Genomic DNA, 21,267 nt, shown 5'->3' on the forward strand with positions numbered 1-21,267 from the left:
CGGCTGCTCACCAGGTGAGCGGCCATCCTGTCGGTACCCCTATGCACCGGAGCGCATGCGGGGAGATCCAGATTTATTTGTCTGACTACTTGGCTTCGTCGGCGGCCGGTGCTTCTTCAGCAGCCGGTGCGGCTTCAGCGGCCGGAGCAGCCTCGGCAGCGGGAGCCTCTTCGGCTGCCGGTGCGGCTTCAGCGGCGGGCGCTGCAGCAGCTTCAGCCTTGTTGCCTTCGAGGAGCTCGCGCTCCCACTCGGCCAGCGGCTCTTCCGGAGCTTCCGTGGTGCCGGTGGCGCGCTGGTTGCGGGCGATGAGGCCCTCAGCAACGGCGTCGGCGACAACGCGGGTCAGCAGGTTGACGGAGCGGATGGCGTCGTCGTTGCCCGGGATCGGGAAGTCGACTTCGTCAGGATCGCAGTTGGTGTCCAGGATGGCCACAACCGGGATGTTCAGCTTCTTGGCTTCGTCGACAGCAAGGTGTTCCTTCTTGGTGTCAACGATCCACAGAGCGGAGGGCGCCTTGGTCAGGTTGCGGATACCACCGAGGTTGGTTTCCAGCTTGGTGAGTTCGCGGCGAAGGAGCAGCAGTTCCTTCTTGGTGTACGCGGAACCGGCGACGTCGTCGAAGTCGATCTCTTCGAGTTCCTTCATGCGCTGGATGCGCTTGGAGACCGTCTGGAAGTTGGTCAGCATACCGCCGAGCCAACGCTGGTTGACGTACGGCTGGCCAACGCGGGTGGCCTGCTCGGCGATGGATTCCTGCGCCTGCTTCTTGGTGCCGACGAAGAGGACGGTGCCGCCGTGTGCAACGGTGGCCTTCACGAACTCGTAGGCACGGTCGATGTAGGACAGCGACTGCTGCAGGTCAATGATGTAGATACCGTTGCGCTCCGTGAAGATGAACCGCTTCATCTTCGGGTTCCAACGGCGGGTCTGGTGTCCAAAGTGGACGCCGCTGTCAAGCAGCTGGCGCATAGTTACGACGGGCATGCCGACGCTCCTTCCGGCAGGTCATTCATGAGAGAGCCCATGGCTCTCTTACCCTGCCAATAGTTGACGGTTGTTTAGCTTTCGCCCGGGGCGGGCGTTGCTCCTGGCATCCACCGCGCTTCCCATCCGTGCCATATGGAACGGACCGCAGGAGGCGCAGTCCTCCGCAGCGGAAGTTTTAGGCTTCTTTTGAGGAGGGCTGGATACGCGTTAGTCAGCCACTGCTCCCCCGCACCCCTGAATGAGGCGTGCCGGCTCGGACAATCTCGATTAACGCGATGAACTAGCGTGAGGGCACAGCAAACTGCTCCACCAAGTGTACTACAGCGGCCCCGCCCCGGAGGACGGTTTTCGCAGGGCAGCGGGCCGGCGAAACAGGGCTTGCGCAGGGGCCTGCGGTCCCGGGCCGGCGGGGCCTCCGGAGGCGCAGGCGGGCCTGCTGAAGGGCGGGCCGGTGGCTGGATTGACTGTCGGGCCGGTGGCCGGATTGACTGCCGGGCAGGTGGCCGGATTGACTGCCGGGCAGGCGGCTGGATTGGCTGCCGGGCTGGCGGGCTGATTGTCTGCCGGGCCGGCGGGCTGATTGTCTGCCGGACTGGCCGCCGGATCCACCCCTGGCTTCCCCCCACTTTCCGCCCGTACCGCTATCCACATAGCCACCCGTGGCAGTTCCACCCGACTCCCCGCCCGGGCAGGCTGGTGCCATGAAGATTCTCCCCGGCCTGGCGGCTGTGCTCCTGTTACTCTCGCCCCTCGCCGCCGATTCCCCCGCAGAGGTTCCTGGGCTTGCGACGTCCACGGTCCGCGGCTCCCACGAGGCAGGGTCTGTCCCGGCACCTGACTGGAGTTGGCCGCTCAGCCCGCGGCCGGCGGTTCTGCGGGCCTTCGATCCCCCGGCCAGGCCATGGCTCAGCGGCCACCGCGGCGTGGACCTTGCGGCGGCCCAGGTTGGCACCCCGGTTATCTCGCCGGCCGCCGGGACGGTGAGCTTCGTCGGGGTCGTGGTGGACCGGCCGGTCATCACGATCGATCACGGCAACGGGCTGCGCAGCAGCTTCGAACCGGTGGCGAGCGCCCTGGCAGTAGGGGCCGCCGTGGCGGCGGGTGACATCCTGGGGCAGCTGCGGGCCGGCCACTGCGGCCCGGCGCCGCCCTGTCTCCATTGGGGCGTCCGCCGCGGCGAGGAATACATCAATCCGCTGGCCTTCGTGATGGATCTCAGACCCTCGGTCCTGCTCCCGCCCCTTAGCTCCGGGCCCGGGTGACGCCGGCCCGAACGGCCGGCCGCAGCTGATTCCGCACGACTGCGCGCACTGTTCCTCCGCGCACTGTTCACCGTGCACAGTTCACCGCGCACGGCCCCTACGGCGGCGAGGCGGTGGCCGCCGCGCACCAGCGGACCGCATCAGCGGACCGCGTCAGCGGACCGCATCAAAGGACCGCGTCAAAGGACCGTGTCAAAGGACCCGCTCAGCGGACCGCCTCACCAAACCGTGTCAGACGATCGCGGAAATGCCTGTGATCGCCCGGCCGGTGACGAGGGTATTGATTTCGTGCGTGCCCTCGTAGGAATAGATGGCCTCGGCATCCGCGAAGATCTTGGCCATCTCGAAGTCGGTCACGATCCCATTGCCGCCGAGGATGCTCCGGCCCAGTGCCACGCTTTCACGCATGCGGGCCGTGGTGAACGCCTTGGCCAGGGCCGACTGCTCATCCTTGGCCTCGCCCGCGTCCTCGAGCTGGGACAGCCTGACCATCATGCCCATGGAGCTGACAGCGTTGCCGAGGATCTGCACCAGCTGGTTCTGGACCAGCTGGAAGGAGGCAATCGGGCGGCCGAACTGGCTGCGTTCCACGGCGTAGCGCCGGGCGACGTCGAAGGCTGCGAGCTGCTGTCCCACTGCCTGCCAGGCCACGGCGAGGCGGGTGACCTTCAGGACCTTGTTGGTGTCGCGGAAGCTGTTGGCGTTGGCAAGCTTGAAGAAGTCCGGCACCACTACGTTCTCCAGCGTGATGTCGGCGTTTTGAACCGTGCGCAGCGAGATCTTGTTCTCGATCTTCGTGGCACTATAGCCCTCGGTCTTGGTGTCGACGAGGAAGCCCTTGACCTGGTTGTCCTCGACGTCCCGGGCGTAGATGACCACCCAGTCGGAGAAGGTGGCGTTGCCGATCCAGCGCTTGGCCCCGTTCAGGATCCAGTTCCCGCCCTCGCGCCGCGCCGTGGTCCGCGTTCCGCCGGCGACATCGGAGCCACCGAGGGGTTCAGTGAGGCCGAATGCGCCGATCTTCTTGAGCGAGTAGATGTCCGGGAGCCAGGCGTCCTGCTGCTCCTGGGAGGCAAGGGCTTCGATAGAGCCGGTGAACAGCCCGTCGTGGACACCCATGAAGGTGGCGATCGACGTGTCCGCACGGGTGGCTTCGGCGTGCAGGATTCCGGCGAACAGGTTCGAATAGCCCTGCCTCCTGACCGGGCTGACCAGGTCGATTTCGGCAAGCTTCGGGATCAGCTCCATCGGGAACTCAGCGCGATTCCAGCAATCCACGGCGATCGGCTTGACCTCGCGGGCCAGGAACTCGCGGACCTCGGCCAGCCTGTCCTGCTCCTTGGCACTGAGGAGCTGCTCGAAAGCGAAGAAGTCGCCATCGGCGTAGGGCAAGTTGTGGATGTCGATTGCAGCTTTGGACATGATGTTCCTTCACTCGTGGTCAGCGTCGACCTAAAGGACGCGGGGCTTCGCGCCGGCGATATGTTACTGGTCAGTAACATATCGCAGTTTGGAGGCGCCTGCAAGCGCCCGCTCGCCCACGAAAAAGGAGCCGTGGCCGACATCGTACGTCAGCCACGGCTCCGCTTTTTCGTGGGGGTTGCGGGCTCCGGATGAGGAGAATTCCGCAGAATGGTAGGGCTACTCGGACTTGAACCGAGGACCTTAGGATTATGAGTCCCGCGCTCTAACCAGCTGAGCTATAGCCCCTTGCGCCCGGAACCAGGCCTGGCCCGCGGGGGCCGGATTGATTCCGGGCAAAAATACTCTAGCAATAGTAGACGCATCACACGTGCAGGCGGCCACCGGAGAGCGCCCAGCCCGCAGGCGAAGCGTCCACCTACGGCCTGCCGAGCCCTCAGCCGGACCGCCGCAGACCGCCGCAGACCGCCGGAGGCAGCCTGCCTAGACCACCAGGTCGTCGTAGCTGGCGCCCCGGTAGATGTCCTCAAAGGTCTGCAGCGTGCGCGCGATGCCATGGTTCTCCACCATTTCGCGGCTGGTCTTGCCCATCGCCTCGCGCTCGTGCGCGGGCAGCGAGAAAACGCGCTCCAGCTTTGCGGCGAGGTCATTGCTGTCGTTGGGCGTGAAGAGGAAACCGTTTTCCCCTTCGCGCACCAGGTGCGGCAGCGCCATGGCGTTGGCCAGCAGGACCGGCGTCGAGGCCGACATCGCTTCGAGGGTCACGAGGGACTGGAGTTCTGCCGTGCCGGGCATGCAGAACACATCGGCCGTGATGTAGGCCCTGCGGAGGTCCGCGTCGCTGGCCAGTCCGAGGAATTTGACCCTGTCCGTCAGTCCGAGGCGGGCCACCTGGGCCTCGAGGGCCGGACGGACTTCCCCGCCGCCAACGATTTCCAGGTGGATGTCCAGGTCCTTGGGCGTTTTAGCCAGGGCGTCGATCAGCACGTCCACATGCTTCTCCTCGGCCAGGCGGCCGGCAAAGAGTGCGGTTGGGCTGGCATGGCGCTCCACGGTTTCGCCGGGACCCAGCTCGTAGGCGGAGGCATCGATGCCGTTGGAGAGCGGCAGGACCTTGCGGAGGAAGGCATGCTGGTGCATGGCCTTGGCGGCGAGCGGAGTGGGCGTGGTCACCACATCGGCCTGGCCCATCACCTTGCCCATGTCCTTCCAGGAGATGCGCCCGATAATGTCCTTGAACCATTGCGGGAACGGCAGGAAGGGGTTCAGGTTTTCCGGCATGAAGTGGTTCGTCGCCACTACCCGGATCCCGCGCTTCACGGCCTCGTAGAGGACGTGCTCGCCAATCATGTAGTGGCTCTGGATGTGCACCACGTCCGGCTGGATCCGGTCGAACAGGAGTCCGATTTCCTTCTTGATCTCCCAGGGGAAGGTGACCCGGAAGTACTCGTGCGTGGGCACGGAGTGGGAGCGCAGGCGGTGGACGGTGGCTTCCTCGCTGAACTCGCTGTAGCTCGCGCCCTTGCCCGGGCGGCAGGCCAGGACGTGCACTTTGTGTCCGCGTGCCGTCATACCCTTGGCGAGGCGGTAGCCGAACTGGGCCGCGCCGTTGACGTGGGGCGGATAGGTGTCAGCGGCAATCAGGATGGTCAGCGAGGGCTGGTTGTCGGACTTGGTCACGTGAAGAGCTCCTGGTGGTCGCTGTGCGGACAGCTGGATCAATGGCGGCCGGCTGGCGGTCGGCGCAGGCGCGCCGGGCCTGCAGCCGAAGTCTGGACTGATGCCCTAGGACCTGCCCGCCGCCTTCCGCGCGTCCTTCTTGCGCTTGGTGACTTCCGGGTGGTGCCTGGAAAGGGCTATGACTCCCACGATAGCAAGCAATGCGGCCGTCCCCATGGCAATAGCCGTCACAGGCTGGACATCCGGGCGCAGTTCGCCCAGGATCACGATGCCGATCGCGATGCCTACAATCGGGTCGATCACAGTCAATCCGGCGATCACAAGGTCCGGCGGTCCGCTGGAGTAGGCGTTTTGGACAAACCACGATCCCAGGGCGCCGGCAGCAATAATCGCAACCACGCTGTACCACGGCACATTCAGCAGGAACTGTCCGTTGGGATCGAGCAGATGCCTGCCAATGATGCGGGTCAGGACAGCCACGAAGCCGAACAGGACGCCGGCGCCGAGGATATAGACGAATGCGCTCAGGCGGTGCCTGAACAGGATGGCGAGTGTGCCGAAAAGCCCCACAGCCAGGGCAAGAAGCAGCACGATGGTCAGCTCGTCCGAGGCACTGACGTTGTGGTTCTCCTGGGTCGCGTTGACGGCCAGCAGCACGAAAAGCGCTGAGCCGGTCACGCAGCAAGAGATCGCCACAACCGTTGCCCGGTTCATACTCAGGCCCTGGTCCTTGGTGTTGACCACGGTGGTGATGACCAGCGCAATCGCGCCGATCGGCTGCACCACCGTCAAGGGGGCCATGACGAGGGCGACGGCGTTCATCGCCATCCCGGCGCAGAGCAGCAAGAGCCCGAAAACCCAGCGCGGATTGCGGGCGAGCCGCAAGAGGCCGTGGCTGCTCAGCGCCAGGCCGCCGGTATCGGCCTTGACCGCGCTGCCTTGACGCTGGGCGCCAAACGCCAGGCAGAAGGCGCCGAGGACCGCAAGCAAAACCGCAAGCCAGACCATCAGCGGGTGCCGCCGTCGTGCTCGCGGAGTTGCCGGCCCTTGCCAATGATGGCCCAGACGTAGTTATAGGCCGCGATCCAGTGCCCTACCAGGCCCAGGCCCAGGAAGATCCACGCGAGGGTGGCGTAGACCTCGGCGGCGGGCACCGGGAGTTTGGACAGCACCAGCAGCGGTGTGCCCACGAGCAGCAGGCCCGTGCGGATCTTTCCGATGCGGCTCACCGGCAGGTCCGGGTGGCCATGGAAGTAGAACAGGGACAGGGCCAGCAGGACCGCGTCGGGGACCAGCAGCGCGGCGAGATACCACCACTGGACGACGCCGGCGATCACGAGGGTGACCGCTACGGCGATCAGCGACAGCCTGTCGGCGATGGGGTCCATGACCCGTCCGAGGTTGGACATCTGGTTGAAGCGGCGGGCGATGTAGCCGTCCACCCAGTCGGTGCTGGCCATGATGGCGAGCACGAGGGCACCGTAGCCGTACGCGTGCTCGGCGAGGACCAGCCAGATGAACAGGGGAACGCCAAGGAAGCGCACCACCGTCAGGACATTGGGAACCGTGAAGACCGCATCGCGGTGGACGAGGGGCTGCCCGGGGCGGGCGCCAGCGCCGATGAACTTCATCGATTCCCCCTTTCCGTGGACGGCAACGGTTTGGCGTTCGGCTTCAGGGGCCCGCCTATCCCTTCATCAGCCTGCGCACCAGGACCGCAAGGGCGGCCCCGGATGCGGCGAGCACAGCAAGAGGCTTCCAGCGCTGCATGATCTTGGCCGCAAGGCCCTGCCCGTCAGCGGATGTGGGCGACCACGACGAGGAGCGGGCTGAGGAGCGGAGGCCTGCGATCTTGTCGCCGAGCTGCTCCTTGCCGTCCTGCAGCCGGGCCTGGGTGACGGCCAGCAGGCTCTGGGCCTGGGTCTTGACATCGAGTTCCCGGCCGAGGTTGTCCCGGACTTCGGTGAGATGCGTGCGCCGCTGATCCAGCCGGCGCAGGAGTTCGGCCTCTGTGAGGACGGGCCCGAGGTCGGGCTTCGCGGCAGCCTGGGCTTCCTTTTCCGCCTTTGCCTTGGCAGCAGCGGCTTCCTTGGCGGCCTTCGCGGCTTTGTACTTTTCGGAGTTCGGGTCCAGGACCGAGGCGTCGAAGGCGGAGCCTTCCTTGGCGATGCCGAGATCATGCTTGAGTCCCCGGATGGTCTCCTCGGGGACCAGCGGCATGAGCGCCTTGAACTTCCTGAGCCCGATCAGCGCCCCGATCACGGCGATGACCAGGCAGACCGCACAGACCAACAGGGCTGCGAGCCATGCCGGCATGATCGTGGCCAGACCCATGATCGCGGCCACGACGAGTCCGATCACCAGGAGCGCTACGAAGACCAGGGCGACGGCGAAGAAGGCGCCGGCGACGCCGAGCTTGACTCCCTTGCGCTTAAGTTCGGCCTTGGCCAGAGCAATCTCGTCATTGAGCTGTCGGGGCGCCAGCGTGAAGATTGTCTTTACGGTTTGCGGGAGCTCGGAGATGCGCAACCCGCTGTTTGTCCCGCCGCTGTGACGTCCGCTCATCGGTCCCGCCTAACTGGTGCCATCCGTCGATCCGCTACCGCGGGCTTGCCGGGTCTGGACAGCTTCGCACAGACCCCGGTGTCAAAACTATCATTTCGGCTCGTGGGAGGCCTTTTCGGGCAAGGCGTGGCGCGCCCGCCCAACCACCCGTCGGGCAGGTGTGCGGGCCCTAGGATGGACCTCTGTGAGCACACCCCCCAATCCCGGTGATTCCCTGACCCGCCGTCGTAAATTCCTGTACATCCTGACGCTCGGCGCGTTGACGGCCCTCGGGCCGTTCACTGTGGATCTCTACCTGCCTGCGTTCCCGGCCCTGGAAGACAGCCTTGGCGTCTCCGAGGCCGCTGTGCAGCTGACGCTCACGGGGACGACCATCGGGTTCGCGCTGGGGCAGCTCGTAGTGGGCCCGCTGAGCGACAAGTTCGGCCGGCGGCTGCCCCTGATCCTGGCGACGGCGGTACACATCACGGCATCGCTGGGCGCCGCCCAGTCCACGGACATTGCCACGCTGGGCTTCTTCCGTATCCTGATGGGCATCGGGGCTGCCGGCGGCGGCGTGGTGGCCATGGCCATGGTCCGGGACCTGTTCAGCGGCTACGCCATGGTGCGGATGTTCTCTCGGATGGCCCTGGTCAACGGCCTGGCCCCGATCCTCGCCCCGGTGATCGGCTCCCAACTGCTGTTGCTGATGCCTTGGCCGGGCATCTTCCTGTTCCTGGCCGCCTACGGGACCTGCGTCATCATCGCGGCCCTGTTCGTGATCCGGGAGACCCTGCCACCAGAGATGCGCGGCAAGACCGGGATGACCGCGCGCCAACGCTACAAGGTGCTGTTCTCCGACCGGATCTTCGTGGGCCTGCTGCTGGTGGGCGGCATGAACTTCGCGGGCCTCTTCGCCTATCTCTCCGCCTCGCCGTTCCTGTTTCAGAACGTCTACGGTTTCACGCCCCAGCAGTACGGCCTGCTCTTCGGCATCAACTCCCTCGGCATCGTGGCGGGTGTTCAGACCAGTGCCCGGCTCATCAGGCGCGTCCCGCCGCAATGGATCCTGGCTTGCTCCACCGCCTGGATGTTCGTCATGGCCGTCCTGATCGTCATCTTCGACCAGCTCGGCTTCGGGCTGTGGGGCGTCCTGGTGCCCCTGTGGTTCTACATCCTCGGCGCCGGCTTCACGTTCCCCACCGTGCAGGTGCTCGCCCTGGCCAAGCACGGCGCCCAGGCCGGAACCGCGGCGTCGCTTCTCGGCGCGGCGACCTTCATGATGGCGGGTCTTGTCTCCCCGGTGGTCGGCTGGCTCGGCGTCGGGTCCGCGACCCCCATGGGCGCCGTCCAGGCCGTCTGCATCCTGCTGGCAGCCGCGGCGCTGTGGCTGGTCGTCCGCCCAAGTACGGTCCCCCCGATCCAGTAACGGACTCCCGGCGGCCGCCCCGGGGGGGACATGCCCATTCTTCGAGGCCTCCCTGCGGGACATGCCCGTTTCTTCGCAGCTCGCCGCGAGGGACATGACACCCGCGGGGACATCGATTAGAACATGCCCATTCTTCGAGGCCTCCCCCGCGGGACATGCCCATTCTTAGCGCCGAGGACTGGGCACGGGGGCATTATGTCCACTCGCCAGGGCCGGGACTGGGCATGTCCCCCCGGGCCCTTTTCGGAACTGAGCACCCACCGGGCATGGACAGGACATGCCCGTTCTTAGGGCTCCCCAGAGGGACATGCCCATTCTTGGAGGCCTCCCCCGCGGGACATGCCCATTCTTGGCGCCGAGGACTGGGCACGGGGGCATTATGTCCACTCGCCAGGGCCAGCACTGGGCATGTCCCGCGGGCACCCCTGACATAGCGAGCCGTCGCCCCCTGCCCCCGACACACCCGCACCCTGTTCGACGTCCGCGGCGGGCGATAAAGTTATTTCATGCCCGACAGGCAGGACCACCAGCCCCTTCCGGCCACATGGCAGCGGTGCGACTCCGGAATCCTGCCCCTGTGGTGGGATCGGTTGTGCAGCCAGACCAGTCCGCAGTCGGCGGCCCTGTACGCCTCCGGGCTGTTCACCGAAGACCGCCGGCGCCCGATTGCCCAGTGGTACAACCCCGCGTATGACTCCGCCCTCCTGGTGGCACCGGAAAGCTCCCCGGAATGGCCGGTGCAAAGGTTCGGCATCTTCTACGCGCCCCCGGGCGGCGGATTCACCCAGGTCCATTCGGCGCCGCACGAATGGCACCCGCGCGAGCCGCGGAAGTCCCCCACGGAGCGGGAGGCCTTCGAGGCCGCCGTCGCCGAGGCCCAGCGTTTTCTCCAGGTGGAAATGTACTTCGTCTGAGCCGGCAAAGGCCAGCACAAGCCCCGGCAGCCGCCAACGGCCACAACGAAAACAAAGCAGCGCGACAAGAACCAGGGAAATAAAAAAGGTCCCGCGGCGGGTTTTCACCTGCCGCGGGACCTGTCCGCTCCTCCTGCTGGACTTGAACCAGCAACCCTTCGATTAACAGTCGAATGCTCTGCCAATTGAGCTAAGGAGGAATGAAGCAGGTATGACATTAGCAAAGGTTTCGCCGGTAGGGAAATCGGCGGCGGGGCCAGTGCCGGCAGGACGCGAAATACCCCCTCCGGGTATAAAAAAGTCCCCGTTCCGGAACCCGGAACGGGGACTGCGCGCTCCTCCTGCTGGACTTGAACCAGCAACCCTTCGATTAACAGTCGAATGCTCTGCCAATTGAGCTAAGGAGGAATGAAGCGGGTATAAGCCTAGCAAACACCAGCCCGGGAAACGAAATCGGCGGCTCAGGCGTCCGCGCGCAGGGACCGCCGCTGCATCTCCAGCTGCATGAGCTCGCGATTGAGCCGCTGGAATTCCTCGGGATCGGCCGAGGCGTCCAGACGCTGCAGCTGGCCCATTTTCTCGGCCTTCACCCTGGTGATCTGGAGTTCGAACAGGCGCGCGAGAATGTCCTTGCAGTAGCGCTGGACGCCCTCGGGCGTGCTGGCCGGCAGGGGCACGACAGCGAGTTCGGACACGAGCGGCCGCAGCGGCTCGGGGACCTCGTGGAGCAGCTGCTCCACCCAGCGCACCGGGTCTCCGGCGAACGCCAGTCCGGCGGCACGGATGGCCTCGTGGATGGCGAGGTAGGCGGGCGTGGAGAACCGCGCTTCCGAGAAACGCTGCCACGTTTCGCCCACCAGAATGCCGGGCTCCTGCAGTGCGACTTCGAGCGCCTGGCGCTCCATCGCTGCCACGGGATCCCGCGGATCCGGCCGGTTGAAGGACGGAAGCACGTCCGACGGCGGCAAGGGGGCGACACCCGGTCCCGGCCCCGCAAAGCCGCGGCCGGACCCGGCATAGCCCTGCCCGCCGCCTTGTCCCGGCGCGTTCCCGTGGCCGTGGCCGGTGCCCGGCGGGGCCGAGGCAGCCTGAGCGGCACGCTTTGTCGCCGCTCCGACGGCCCTGCTGACCTCCTCGACCGGCATTCCCAGCCAGCCGGCCAGCTCCCGGGCGTAGGCTGGCCGGATACCGGCGTCGCGGATTTGGGCCACCACGGGCGCGGATTCGCGCAGGGCAGCGATCCTGCCCTCCACGGTGTCCAGGTTGTGCCGTTTCAGGGTGGCCCGGATGGCGAACTCGAACAGCGGGCGGCGGCTCGCGATCAGGTCCCGGACGGCGGAATCGCCCTTGGACTGTCGGAGTTCGCAGGGGTCTGCGCCGCTGGGCTCCACAGCCACGAAGGTTTGCGCGACGAACCGCTGGTCCTCTTCAAAGGCGCGCAGGGCGGCCTTCTGCCCGGCGGCGTCGCCGTCGAAGGTGAAGATGACCTCTCCCCCGCTGCCGTCGTCGGAGAGGAGCCTGCGGGCGACCTTGATGTGCTCGGTGCCGAAGGCAGTGCCGCACGTGGCCACGGCCGTCGGGATGCCGGCCAGGTGGCAGGCCATGACGTCGGTGTAGCCTTCCACGACCACGAGCTGCCGGTCCTTGGCGATGTTTCGCTTGGCGAGGTCGATCCCGTAGAGGACCTGGGATTTCTTGTACAGCGCGGTTTCGGGTGTGTTGAGGTACTTCGGGCCCTGATCGTCCTCGTAGAGCTTGCGGGCGCCGAAGCCGATGGTGTCGCCGGCGATGTCCCGGATGGGCCAGATCAGCCGGCCACGGAAACGGTCGTAGATTCCCCGGCCGCCTTCAGAAAACATGCCGGTGAGTTTGAGCTCGGGGTCGGTGTAGCCGCGGCCGCGGAGGTGCTTGAGCAGCGAGTCCCAGCCCTGCGGCGCATAGCCCACGCCGAACTGCTCCGACGCGGCACGGTCAAAGCCCCGCTCGTACAGGAAGTTTCGGCCCTCCGCCGCGCCCGGGGTGAGCAGTTGGGCGCGGAAGTATTCGTCGGCGATCTTGTGCGCGTCCAGCAGCCGCTGGCGCCGGCCGATGTCCTCCCGGTTGGGTCCGGAGCCGCCGTCCTCGTAGTGGAGTTCGAAGCCGATCCGGTGGGCCAGCTTTTCCACGGCCTCGTGGAAGGAGGTGTGGTCCAGCTTTTGGACGAAGGAGATGACATCGCCGTCCTCGCCGCAGCCAAAGCAATGGTACCGGCCAACCTGGGGCCGGACGGTGAAGGAGGGTGAACGCTCGTCGTGGAAGGGGCACAGGCCTTTGTAGGACCCCAGCCCGGCCCCCTTGAGCGTCACGTAGCCATCGATGACTTCCTTGATGTCCGTGCGCTGGCGTACTTCGTCGATGTCTTCGCGTTTGATCAGGCCGGCCACAGTGCCATCCTAGTCCCCGGGTACGACACCGGTCCGCCGGCCACGGTCCCCGTCACCACAGCGACGGCAGGCTGCCCACGAGGCGCTCGTACATGGCCAGGGCCGAGCCGTCGGTCAGCGATGCGACCTGGTCGATCACGACGCGCAGCCGCGCGCCGTCGTCCGCGGCGTCGCGCCAGTCGGCGGCGAACATCGGCTCCAGGTGGCGGTCGCCCGTGGCGCTGAGGGCGGTGACGAGGGCGTGCAGGACCTCGCGCTGGCGCTCGTAGATGGGCTGCCGGTGTTCGGTGGTCATCACGAAGGTGGTGGCCAGGCCCTTCATCACCGCGATTTCCATGACGGTGTCATCCGGGACGATCAGCTCGGCGTTGTAGCGGGTCAGGTTTTCCGGGCCGTAGACGGCGCGGGTGGCTTCCAGGGCGCTCTGGCAGAAGCGGCCGATGAGCTGGCTGGTCATGTCCTTGAGCGCCGCCATGGCTTTGCGGCTGCCGTCGGCCTCGCGCACCCAGACGTTCGTGGCTTCCAGCCGGGCCAGGGCCGCGTCGATCGCGGCGGGTTCGTTGTGCGGCAGGTACCACTGCTTGGCGTAGCCGACGACGCGGGCGCGGTGGTCCGGGTTGTCCATCCAGCGCAGCTGGAAGTGGCCCGCGACGATCGCGTCCTCGACGTCGTGCACCGAGTAGGAGATATCGTCCGCCAGGTCCATGACCTGGGCTTCGAGGCAGGACCGGCGTTCCGGGGCGCCGTCGCGGATCCAGCCGAAGATGGGGAGGTCGTCCTCGTAGGCGCCGAACTTGCTGGTCCGCTCGCCGTGGATGACGGGCGCGTTCACGGCGGACCACGGGTACTTGGCGGCGGCGTCGAGGCTCGCCCGGGTCAGGTTCAGGCCGGCAGGCCGGCCGTCCGCGGCCAGGACCTTCGGCTCCAGCCGGGTCAGCAGCCGCAGCGTCTGGGCGTTGCCCTCGAAGCCGCCAATTCCATGGGCGACCTCGTTGAGGGCCGATTCGCCGTTGTGGCCGAAGGGCGGGTGGCCGAGGTCGTGGCTGAGGCACGCAGTGTCCACGACGTCGGGGTCGCAGCCGAGCGCGCGGCCCAGCTCACGGCCCACCTGGGCCACCTCGAGGCTGTGGGTGAGCCGGGTCCGGACGAAGTCGTCAGTATCGGGGGCCACCACCTGGGTCTTCGCGCCGAGCCGGCGCAGCGCCGAGGAGTGCAGGACCCGGGCACGGTCGCGCTCGAAGTCGGACCGGTAGGTGCTCTTGGGCGGCTCTTCGACCCAGCGGGCGGAGTCGCGGGAGGTGTAGCCGTCCAGGACGGGGGCGGTGGTCCGGGTCTCAGCCACCGGAGACGTCCAGTTCGGCGAAGGAAATGTCGCGGGTCTGCTCGTCATCCAGCGTCCGGTTGAGCAACCAGTCCTTGGGCAGCGCGGGCTTTTTGGGAGAGCCGGCGCGGCCGCGCGGGCCCTCGGCGTCGTTTCCCGGATACGGTGAGTCGAGGTCCAGCTGGTCCAGGGTTCCGCGCAGCACCTCAAGGCTGGTGACGAGCGCAAGTTTGGTCCGCAGTTCGCTGCCGACCACATAACCCTTGAAGTACCAGGCAATGTGCTTGCGGATTTCGCGCAGGGCCTTGCCCTCATCCCCGAACGTCTCGACCATGAGTTCGGCGTGCCGGTACACGCTCTCGGCCACCTGGCGCAGATCCGGCCGGTAGCGCTGCTCGCTGCCTTCGAACGCGGCCATGAGATCGCCGAACAGCCACGGCCGGCCCTGGCAGCCGCGGCCGACGACGACGCCGTCCACTCCCGTTTCGCGGACCATCCGGACCGCGTCCTCGGCGGACCAGATGTCACCGTTGCCCAGGACGGGAATGTCCGGCAGGGCCTCGCGCAGCCGGGCGATGGCGGACCAGTCGGCCTGGCCGGAATAGAACTGTGCGGCCGTGCGGCCGTGAAGGGCGACGGCGGCGACCCCGGAATCGCGGGCAATCCGGCCGGCGTCTAGGTATGTCAGGTGGTCATCGTCGATGCCTTTGCGCATCTTGATGGTCAGCGGAATGTTGCCCTTGGAGGCTTCCTTGACGGCGGTCTGGACGATCGAGGTGAAGAGGTCGATCTTCCACGGAAGGGCGGAGCCGCCGCCACGCCGGGTGACTTTGGGGACGGGGCAGCCGAAGTTGAGGTCGATGTGGTCCGCCCGGTCTTCCTCGACCAGCATCCGGACCGCCTGGCCGACGGTCACGGGGTCTACGCCATAGAGCTGGACGGAGCGGACTTTTTCGTCGTCGTCGTGCGAGATGATGCGCAGCGACTCCGGTGTGCGCTCGACGAGGGCACGCGAGGTGACCATCTCCGCCACATACAGGCCGCCGCCGTATTCACGGCACAGCCTTCGGAAGGCGGAGTTGGTGATGCCCGCCATGGGAGCCAGGATCACGGGGGTGTCCACGGTGATCGGGCCCAGCTTCAGGGGCGGGAGTTCCAGCTTGGGGGCGGGAGGCGTTGCTACAACAGTCACCCGACCATTGTCTCAAAGCCGGGCAAATCGGCCCGGYCCCCGCTTCGGCTATGTGGAAATCTTCCGCTGCGCGGGAAACGCCGGGTGCCGCCGCGGCCCGGAACGGAGACCGCTTTCGTCCGGGTTAGGGCCCGGATCAACTCCAGATCGAGGCCGGATCAGCTGCGCAGGGCGGCGCGCCGTCCGCGCCGGGTGGCAGGGCCGGCGTCGTCGGGCCCGCCGCCTGCGGACCCGGCGTCGTCAGCGGCCTCAACATCGCCGTACCCAACACTGCCGGACTCGACACTGTAGGGCCCGCCGCCGCCGGCCGCCGAGCCTGCGAGCGCGGCGACGGGGACCGCATCAGTGGCCCCAGCCCCAGTCCCCTTGGCTGCATGGCCATTGATTCCGGTGGCCTTGACCACCAGCACCGCGATGAGCGTGGTGACCGGAACGGCCAGGACGAGCCCCACGGAACCGACGAGCGTGCGGATGACTTCCTCGGAGAGTTCGGCGCTGGTGAGGGCGTCCCCGAGCGGACGTTCGTAGAGCATGACCAGGATCAGGACGGGCAGGGCCGCGCCGGCATAGGCGAACGCGATGGTGTAGACCGTGGAGGCGATGTGGTCCCGGCCAATCCGCATCGCGGACGCGAACAGCTGCCGGGCACTGGTCTCGGGGGCGAGTTCCCACAGTTCCCACACAGCAGAGGACTGCGTAATGGTGACGTCGTTCAGCACGCCGAGGCCGGAAATGATCAGCCCGCACAAAATGATGCCGGAGATCGAGATGTTGTCCGACATGTTGGTGAGCGTGGCGGCGTCGTGGCTGCCCACACCGGCGAGGTTGGCGGCGTCGGTGGACCAGGCCGCCAGCAGCGCTGTAATGGCGAGGCCGAACATCGTCCCCAGCAGCGCCGTCGACGTGCGGGCGGAGAAGCCATGGGCGAAATACAGCACCCCGATCATGATCACYGTGGAACCCACGAGAGCCAGCAGCAGCGGCGGCTTTCCTTCGACCAGCCCGGGCAGCATGAAGGAGACGAGCACGACGTAGGCGCCGACAAGTCCGATCAGGGCCCGCAGGCCGCGCCAGCGCGCCACCGCGATTACGACGACGGCGTAGAGCACCGCCAGGAAGATGATGGGCAGCGTCCGCACGAAATCGACGAAGACGTAGGCCGGTGCACCCTGGCCGGTGGCGCCCTGGGCTTTGGAGAGGTTGAGGTAGCGGATGTTGTCCCCGGGCTTCACGCCGTGGGATTTCGCGATGTCAGGGTTGATGACCACCTTCACCGGGTTGCCGCCCTTGTCCGGCTCGGTGTAGGCGAAGGTGCACTGCGATCCCTCCTGCGGTGCCTGCACGGCAGGGTCGCCGCCCGCCTGGGCGTCCGAGCAGCTGCCGACGACGACGCGCTGGATCTTGCCGGTGTCAAACGTCACGCCCGGAGCCGCCGCGTAGGGGCTGGCCAGCGTGATGCCTTCCTTGCTTCCCGAGGGCCACATGAGCACCATGGCCGCCAGGGTCAGCAGCGTCAGCGGGATCAGGATGGCAGCCAGGATCCAGTTGGCCTTCTTCCGCGCCGCGCGCGTCTGGGGCGTCGGCTCCGAATGTTCAGTATGGGAATGGGTGTGTCCGGCGCCCATCAGCAGTTCAACCTCATGCCGAAAACTTTACGGCGTGGGCGGGCGTGGTCCGGACGGATGACGCGGCACGCCGGGCAGTGCCGGCGTTCCGGCGGGAGGTCCAGCTAGGCCGGAGCGATGTTTTGGTTGACGTGGAAGAAATTCTGGGGATCGTACTTGGCTTTGACGTCGCGCAGGCGGCTGTAGTTCGGACCGTAATTCTCCGCAATCCTGGGCAGGTCATCGCCGTCCATGAAGTTGATGTAGCCGCCGGGAGCCGAATAGGGCCGCAGCGCGGCCGCGTAGTCCCGCACCCAGGCGATGTTGGCCTCGTTGTCCGCGGGGTCCATCCACTGCGCCGCGATCACGGGCGAAAACTTCACGTTCCGGTTGGCGAACGCCGTGTCCGTGGCGCCCACCCGCTGGACAGCACCATCGATGGGGTAGATATGTACCGCTGTCTGCACGCTGGGGACCTTGGCGCCGTGTTCGATGTGGGCAGCGATGGCACCGTCATTGAGCTCCGCCAGGAAATCGGCTTTCCAGTAGGCCTGCATGCCCGGAGGCTGCAGCGGGTCGAAAGCCGAGTTCAACGCGGGGTACGGCATCGGCCCCACCATGAATCCGGCCGGTTGCGCGACGTCCAGGAACGGCTGCCAGCGTGCCGGTCCTTCCGCCGGGTCGCCGGTCCACATGCCGACGACGACGCACACCGGTTTCCCGTGCCACTCCTCGGGCAGGAACGGCACCGGCGGGCCCTGGTGGAAGCCCATGAAAGCCCCAAACTCTTCCGGGGCGGAAGCCATGTGGTCCCGGTAGAACCTTGCCACCGACTCCGCATGCTCGATGGGGTAAATGATGATGCCGGCGTGGACCATGTCCACGGGGTGCATCCGGTACTCGAACGAGGTCACGACGCCGAAGTTCCCGCCGCCGCCGCGCAGCGCCCAGAACAGGTCCTGGTTCTCGCTTTCGCTGGCGGTAAGGAATTTTCCCTCCGCCGTGACGACGTCGGCTGAGAGGAGGTTGTCGCAGCTGAGCCCATACTTGCGGCTCAGGTAGCCGATGCCCCCGCCGAGGGTCAGCCCGGCGATGCCGGTTGAGCCGACAATGCCGCCGGGAGTTGCCAGCCCGAAGGCATGGGTCGCGTGGTTGAAGTCGGCCCACGTCGCACCGGCCTCCGCGCGCGCCGTCGCGGCCGCGGGATCGACCCGGACCCCTCTGGTGTTGGAGAAGTCGATGACCAGGGCGTCATCCCACGTGCCAAAGCCGGGGGCGCTGTGCCCTCCCCCGCGGACCGCCAAATCCAGGGAGTTGTCCCGGGCGAAGTTGACGCAGGAGATGACGTCGGCCACTTGGGCCACCTGGGCCACCGCTGCCGGCCTCTTATCGATCATGCCGTTGAAGACCGCACGCGCCGCGTCGTAGCCGGCGTCGCCGGGCGTGATGATCTGCCCGCGGACTTGCTCGCGAAGGCCATCGAACTTTGTTCCGTTCATTTTCTATACCGTCGATTTCGTGGGATTCGACCCGGACGGTTTTTTGCGCTCCCAGCCGGCGTGGCGCCCGGAGGTTTACCTGCACATGCCTACTCTCCCCGCAATCCCCCGTCAAGGGCACTTTGGCGGGCCGCACCCATCGCCGGTGGCACCGGCTCCGAATCCACACTAGGCACCCCTCTGCCTTGACGGGCGGGGGCGGAGACCTAGGGTTGGTTATTGACGGACGAAGGACCGGAAGGACACACGTGGCGATGCGCAAACTAGACGACCGCGAACCGGAGGCGGGCCGATCCGGGCCCGCCGCCAAGGCCGTGCTGAGAATCGCCGAGGCCGCCGGGGAGACCCGCGGAGTCGCGCTGGTCCTGCACGGCGGGAGGGCCGACAGCTACGATCCGGTCCGCGGCCGGCACCTGAGCCCGGCCCGGATGCAGCCTTTCGCCCGTGCGCTGAACCGGCAGGGCGGCCCGCACGGGCTGGCCGTGTGGACCCTGYGGAACCGGTACCGCGGCTGGAACGGCAAGGACATGTCACCCGTGCAGGATGCCCGCTGGGCGCTGTCCCGGATCAGCAAGGAACATCCCGGCGTACCGGTGTACCTGCTGGGCCACTCCATGGGAGGGCTCACGGCACTGTGCGTAGCCGACGACCCCCAAGTCGAGGCCGTCGTCGCGCTCGCCCCGTGGCTCAATCACGAAACTCCCATCGGACCGGTCACCGGCCGCAGGGTCCTGATCGTCCACGGCACCGAGGACCGCTGGACCAGTCCGGCGAACTCGTTGGACTACGCCCGGCGGTCTGAGGGCGTCGCGGCTTCCGTCGACTATGTCTCCCTCCGGGGTGCCGGCCATTTCATGTTCCGCCGGGTTGGACTGTGGAACACGCTGGCGAACGGCTTCGTCCTGGCCGCCTTTGGCGAGGCCACGGGAGCCGACGTCTCCACCGCCACGGCGGCGCTCCGCGGCGCTCTCGGCAGCGCCGTGCCGGCGGCCGGTGCCCGCATGCCGGTGGTGTTGTGATGCCGCCGTTCCCGCTTGATGCCTTCCTTGCCAGCCTCCCGTGGGTCATCGCCGGATTGGTGGTGCTGCTGGCGCTGACCTTCGCGGTTGCCGTCCGGCAGAACCGGCACTCCGTCATTGACACCGTCTGGGGCCTTGGTTTCGTGGTGGTGGCCGGCATCTCCTGGGCGCTCTCCGCCGGGTACGGCGACGCCGGCCGGCGGCTGCTGCTCCTTGTCATGGTCGCGGTGTGGGGCATCCGCCTTGCCGTCCACATCGGGCTTCGTGCCCGCGGCGGCCACGAGGATCCGCGCTATGTGGCCATGCTCGCCGGAGCTCCGGGATCACGCAATGTCTATGCCCTGCGCCGGGTCTACCTGCCCCAGGGCGTGGTGATGTTCTTCGTCTCGCTCACCATCCAGGTCGGCATGTTCGCCACCGGAAGCGTGGGCTGGCTGGCCTTCGCCGGCGTCCTGCTCTGGATCCTTGGCTTCGTGTTCGAGACGGTCGGCGACTGGCAGCTGACCCGGTTCAAGGCCGATCCCGCCAGGCGCGGCACCGTCCTCAACACCGGCCTGTGGCGCTACACCCGGCATCCGAACTACTTCGGCGACGCCGCCGTCTGGGCCGGGCTTTTCCTCGTGGCGGCCGATTCGTGGCCCGGCGTCCTGACAATCCTCTCCCCCGCCCTGATGATCTGGACACTCGCCGGCAAGACCGGGAAGCCGCTGACGGAAAAGGCAATGTCGGCTCGGCCCGGCTACAAGGAGTACATCGACTCCACGTCCGGTTTCCTGCCCCTGCCGCCCCGGCGGACAGGCGGCCCAAAGGCCGGCGGGCAACAGGCCGGCGGGCACTGACGTGCGGGGGCAGGCCAGGTCCGGCGCCGGCTCCGTCCTGGGCTGGCGGCCGAAGCGCTGGCGGCCGAAGCGGTGGAGGCCACAGCCCAGCGACCGCTTCTACCGTTTCATTGTCCGCACCGGGCTGGCGCTGCGATGGCTGTTCCGGATCCGCGTCCTTATCACCGGCCAGGAGCACCTGCCGCACCACGGACCGGCAGGGGCCTCCCGGCAGTATGCTTCCCCACTGAAGGTCTCCGCCCGCGGCCCGTCGCGCACGGTGGTGCCCGGCCAGGGGGCCGTCATCGCGATCACGCACTTCGGTTACCTGGACTTTGCCTTTGCCGAAATGCTGCTGTGGTGGAACAACCGGGCCCAGTTGCGCTTCCTCATCACCCAAGGAGCCGCCGACCACTGGTTTGCCGGGCCTGCGGTCAGCGCGGCCGGGCACGTCGTGGTCGGCTACGGCTCGGGGACCCACGCCTACGACGCCGCGGTCGCCCGGCTGAAGGAGGGCGAGTACATCGGCATCCTGCCCGAGGCCGGCGTGAGCCGCAGCTTCACGGTCCGCGACTGCAAGACCGGCGCCGTTCGGATGGCCGCCGAGGCCGGCGTGCCGATCATCCCGGTCTCCGTCTGGGGCGCCCACCGGCTGATGACCCGCCACCACGCCTTCTCGCCGTGGCGTGCCTGGCGTGCCCCGGTCCGCATCCACGTGGGCGAACCCCTGCTTCCGGGCTCACTCCCGGACCCGGCAGACGACGCCCAGCCCGCCACGGCGCGCCTGGCCAGGACCCTCCAGGACGGGATCGACGTCGGGATTGCAGACTTCCCGCTGAACCCGGCGCCGGGAGCCTGGTGGATGCCGGCCGGACGCGGCGGCGGCGCCCCGACGGAAGAGGAACGACGCCGGCTCGACGAGGCCGACGGCCCGCGGCGCGCAGGGGCCAGGCGCCGATAAGCCCCACTGCCGCTGCTGGCGGTCATGCCCAAGTAGCCGGGCCGCGCCATTAAACGACAACTGACCCGCAGCTGCGGCCGTTATCACGCTTCATAACGGCCGCCAGCGGCGTGTCAATCGGGTTATATGGTCTTTTCGTGTGCCTACACCGGGTCGGAGACAACCAGTGTTTCCGAGCCCTGGACCTGGTC

Annotated in this window: 17 protein-coding genes and 3 tRNA genes; 6 read left to right on the forward strand and 14 right to left on the reverse strand. The window is 67.3% G+C overall.

Features of this window, described 5'->3' with window-relative positions; genetic code table 11:
* Nucleotides 1-85 precede the first annotated feature (85 nt).
* Entirely contained in the window at nucleotides 86-985 is a 900-nt protein-coding gene (gene rpsB, locus AC1DEY_RS17200; protein ID WP_476869021.1) for a 30S ribosomal protein S2, read from the reverse strand.
* Nucleotides 986-1,689: 704 nt separating this feature from the next.
* On the opposite strand from rpsB, the gene AC1DEY_RS17205 reads away from it, so the two are divergent.
* Nucleotides 1,690-2,250: a M23 family metallopeptidase gene (locus AC1DEY_RS17205; protein ID WP_476869022.1), complete on the forward strand. Its 561-nt coding sequence runs from the start codon at nucleotides 1,690-1,692 to the stop codon at nucleotides 2,248-2,250.
* A 231-nt stretch (nucleotides 2,251-2,481) separates the two neighbouring features.
* Here the strand turns inward: AC1DEY_RS17205 and AC1DEY_RS17210 are convergent, their stop codons facing one another.
* From AC1DEY_RS17210 to AC1DEY_RS17235, 6 genes are all read right to left on the reverse strand, one after another.
* Complete coding sequence (locus AC1DEY_RS17210) at nucleotides 2,482-3,672, reverse strand: acyl-CoA dehydrogenase family protein (protein ID WP_441409354.1); 1,191 nt, start codon at nucleotides 3,670-3,672, stop codon at nucleotides 2,482-2,484.
* A 211-nt stretch (nucleotides 3,673-3,883) separates the two neighbouring features.
* Nucleotides 3,884-3,960, reverse strand: a tRNA-Ile gene (locus AC1DEY_RS17215).
* Between the two features lie 195 nt (nucleotides 3,961-4,155).
* On the reverse strand, nucleotides 4,156-5,352 hold the full coding sequence (locus tag AC1DEY_RS17220; protein WP_476869023.1) for a glycosyltransferase: 1,197 nt from the start codon (nucleotides 5,350-5,352) through the stop codon (nucleotides 4,156-4,158).
* 105 nt (nucleotides 5,353-5,457) lie between these two features.
* The gene (locus tag AC1DEY_RS17225; protein ID WP_476869024.1) at nucleotides 5,458-6,360 is read right to left on the reverse strand and encodes a DMT family transporter; all 903 of its coding nucleotides are present in this window, start codon (nucleotides 6,358-6,360) and stop codon (nucleotides 5,458-5,460) included.
* Entirely contained in the window at nucleotides 6,360-6,983 is a 624-nt protein-coding gene (locus tag AC1DEY_RS17230) for a CDP-alcohol phosphatidyltransferase family protein (protein ID WP_441409351.1), read from the reverse strand. The genes AC1DEY_RS17225 and AC1DEY_RS17230 overlap by 1 nt, the downstream gene beginning before the upstream one ends.
* Before the next feature lie 55 nt (nucleotides 6,984-7,038).
* Nucleotides 7,039-7,917: a phage holin family protein gene (locus AC1DEY_RS17235; RefSeq protein WP_476869025.1), complete on the reverse strand. Its 879-nt coding sequence runs from the start codon at nucleotides 7,915-7,917 to the stop codon at nucleotides 7,039-7,041.
* A gap of 184 nt (nucleotides 7,918-8,101) precedes the next feature.
* Between AC1DEY_RS17235 and AC1DEY_RS17240 the strand changes: the two genes are divergently transcribed.
* Together AC1DEY_RS17240 and AC1DEY_RS17245 are read left to right on the forward strand one after the other, a co-directional pair.
* Nucleotides 8,102-9,325 carry a multidrug effflux MFS transporter gene (locus tag AC1DEY_RS17240; protein ID WP_476869026.1) on the forward strand — a complete coding sequence of 408 codons (1,224 nt, stop codon included), beginning with the start codon at nucleotides 8,102-8,104 and terminating at the stop codon, nucleotides 9,323-9,325.
* Between the two features lie 506 nt (nucleotides 9,326-9,831).
* On the forward strand, nucleotides 9,832-10,239 hold the full coding sequence (locus tag AC1DEY_RS17245) for a hypothetical protein (protein ID WP_476869027.1): 408 nt from the start codon (nucleotides 9,832-9,834) through the stop codon (nucleotides 10,237-10,239).
* Nucleotides 10,240-10,366: 127 nt separating this feature from the next.
* Here AC1DEY_RS17245 and AC1DEY_RS17250 read toward each other — a convergent pair.
* The 7 genes from AC1DEY_RS17250 to AC1DEY_RS17280 all read right to left on the reverse strand — a co-directional run bounded on the left by AC1DEY_RS17250 (nucleotide 10,367) and on the right by AC1DEY_RS17280 (nucleotide 18,278).
* Nucleotides 10,367-10,439: transfer RNA gene (locus tag AC1DEY_RS17250), tRNA-Asn, on the reverse strand.
* Between the two features lie 135 nt (nucleotides 10,440-10,574).
* A tRNA-Asn gene (locus AC1DEY_RS17255) sits at nucleotides 10,575-10,647 on the reverse strand.
* Between the two features lie 53 nt (nucleotides 10,648-10,700).
* A complete protein-coding gene (gene dnaG / locus AC1DEY_RS17260) occupies nucleotides 10,701-12,662 on the reverse strand; it encodes a DNA primase (protein WP_476869028.1) in 1,962 nt (653 codons plus the stop codon).
* A 52-nt stretch (nucleotides 12,663-12,714) separates the two neighbouring features.
* A complete protein-coding gene (locus tag AC1DEY_RS17265; RefSeq protein ID WP_476869029.1) occupies nucleotides 12,715-14,004 on the reverse strand; it encodes a deoxyguanosinetriphosphate triphosphohydrolase in 1,290 nt (429 codons plus the stop codon).
* Nucleotides 13,997-15,175 (reverse strand): tRNA dihydrouridine synthase DusB, encoded by a 1,179-nt coding sequence (gene dusB, locus AC1DEY_RS17270; protein ID WP_476869030.1) that lies wholly within the window; start codon nucleotides 15,173-15,175, stop codon nucleotides 13,997-13,999. The genes AC1DEY_RS17265 and dusB overlap by 8 nt, the downstream gene beginning before the upstream one ends.
* A 158-nt stretch (nucleotides 15,176-15,333) precedes the next feature.
* Entirely contained in the window at nucleotides 15,334-16,800 is a 1,467-nt protein-coding gene (locus AC1DEY_RS17275; RefSeq protein WP_476869031.1) for a YibE/F family protein, read from the reverse strand.
* Nucleotides 16,801-16,904: 104 nt separating this feature from the next.
* Nucleotides 16,905-18,278, reverse strand: coding sequence for an FAD-binding oxidoreductase (locus tag AC1DEY_RS17280; RefSeq protein WP_476869032.1), 1,374 nt, complete (start codon nucleotides 18,276-18,278; stop codon nucleotides 16,905-16,907).
* Between the two features lie 254 nt (nucleotides 18,279-18,532).
* On the opposite strand from AC1DEY_RS17280, the gene AC1DEY_RS17285 reads away from it, so the two are divergent.
* From AC1DEY_RS17285 to AC1DEY_RS17295, 3 genes are read left to right on the forward strand one after another with little or no spacing between them, the layout of a single operon-like run.
* Nucleotides 18,533-19,297, forward strand: a complete 765-nt coding sequence (locus tag AC1DEY_RS17285) for an alpha/beta hydrolase (protein ID WP_476869033.1) — start codon at nucleotides 18,533-18,535, stop codon at nucleotides 19,295-19,297.
* On the forward strand, nucleotides 19,297-20,136 hold the full coding sequence (locus AC1DEY_RS17290) for a DUF1295 domain-containing protein (RefSeq protein ID WP_476869034.1): 840 nt from the start codon (nucleotides 19,297-19,299) through the stop codon (nucleotides 20,134-20,136). Before AC1DEY_RS17285 ends, AC1DEY_RS17290 begins: the two co-directional genes overlap by 1 nt.
* Nucleotides 20,137-20,173: 37 nt before the next feature.
* Nucleotides 20,174-21,076, forward strand: coding sequence for a lysophospholipid acyltransferase family protein (locus tag AC1DEY_RS17295; RefSeq protein WP_476869036.1), 903 nt, complete (start codon nucleotides 20,174-20,176; stop codon nucleotides 21,074-21,076).
* The last annotated feature ends 191 nt before the right edge of the window (nucleotides 21,077-21,267 follow it).

The sequence above is a fragment of the Arthrobacter sp. 05T47 genome (genome assembly GCF_056395825.1).

Coding starts and splice junctions, on each gene's coding strand:
- rpsB (WP_476869021.1), bottom strand. CDS start 985: ATGCCCGTCGTAACTATGCGCCAGCTGCTTGACAGCGGCGTCCACTTT.
- AC1DEY_RS17205 (WP_476869022.1), top strand. CDS start 1,690: ATGAAGATTCTCCCCGGCCTGGCGGCTGTGCTCCTGTTACTCTCGCCC.
- AC1DEY_RS17210 (WP_441409354.1), bottom strand. CDS start 3,672: ATGTCCAAAGCTGCAATCGACATCCACAACTTGCCCTACGCCGATGGC.
- AC1DEY_RS17225 (WP_476869024.1), bottom strand. CDS start 6,360: ATGGTCTGGCTTGCGGTTTTGCTTGCGGTCCTCGGCGCCTTCTGCCTG.
- AC1DEY_RS17230 (WP_441409351.1), bottom strand. CDS start 6,983: ATGAAGTTCATCGGCGCTGGCGCCCGCCCCGGGCAGCCCCTCGTCCAC.
- AC1DEY_RS17235 (WP_476869025.1), bottom strand. CDS start 7,917: ATGAGCGGACGTCACAGCGGCGGGACAAACAGCGGGTTGCGCATCTCC.
- AC1DEY_RS17245 (WP_476869027.1), top strand. CDS start 9,832: ATGCCCGACAGGCAGGACCACCAGCCCCTTCCGGCCACATGGCAGCGG.
- AC1DEY_RS17280 (WP_476869032.1), bottom strand. CDS start 18,278: ATGAACGGAACAAAGTTCGATGGCCTTCGCGAGCAAGTCCGCGGGCAG.
- AC1DEY_RS17290 (WP_476869034.1), top strand. CDS start 19,297: ATGCCGCCGTTCCCGCTTGATGCCTTCCTTGCCAGCCTCCCGTGGGTC.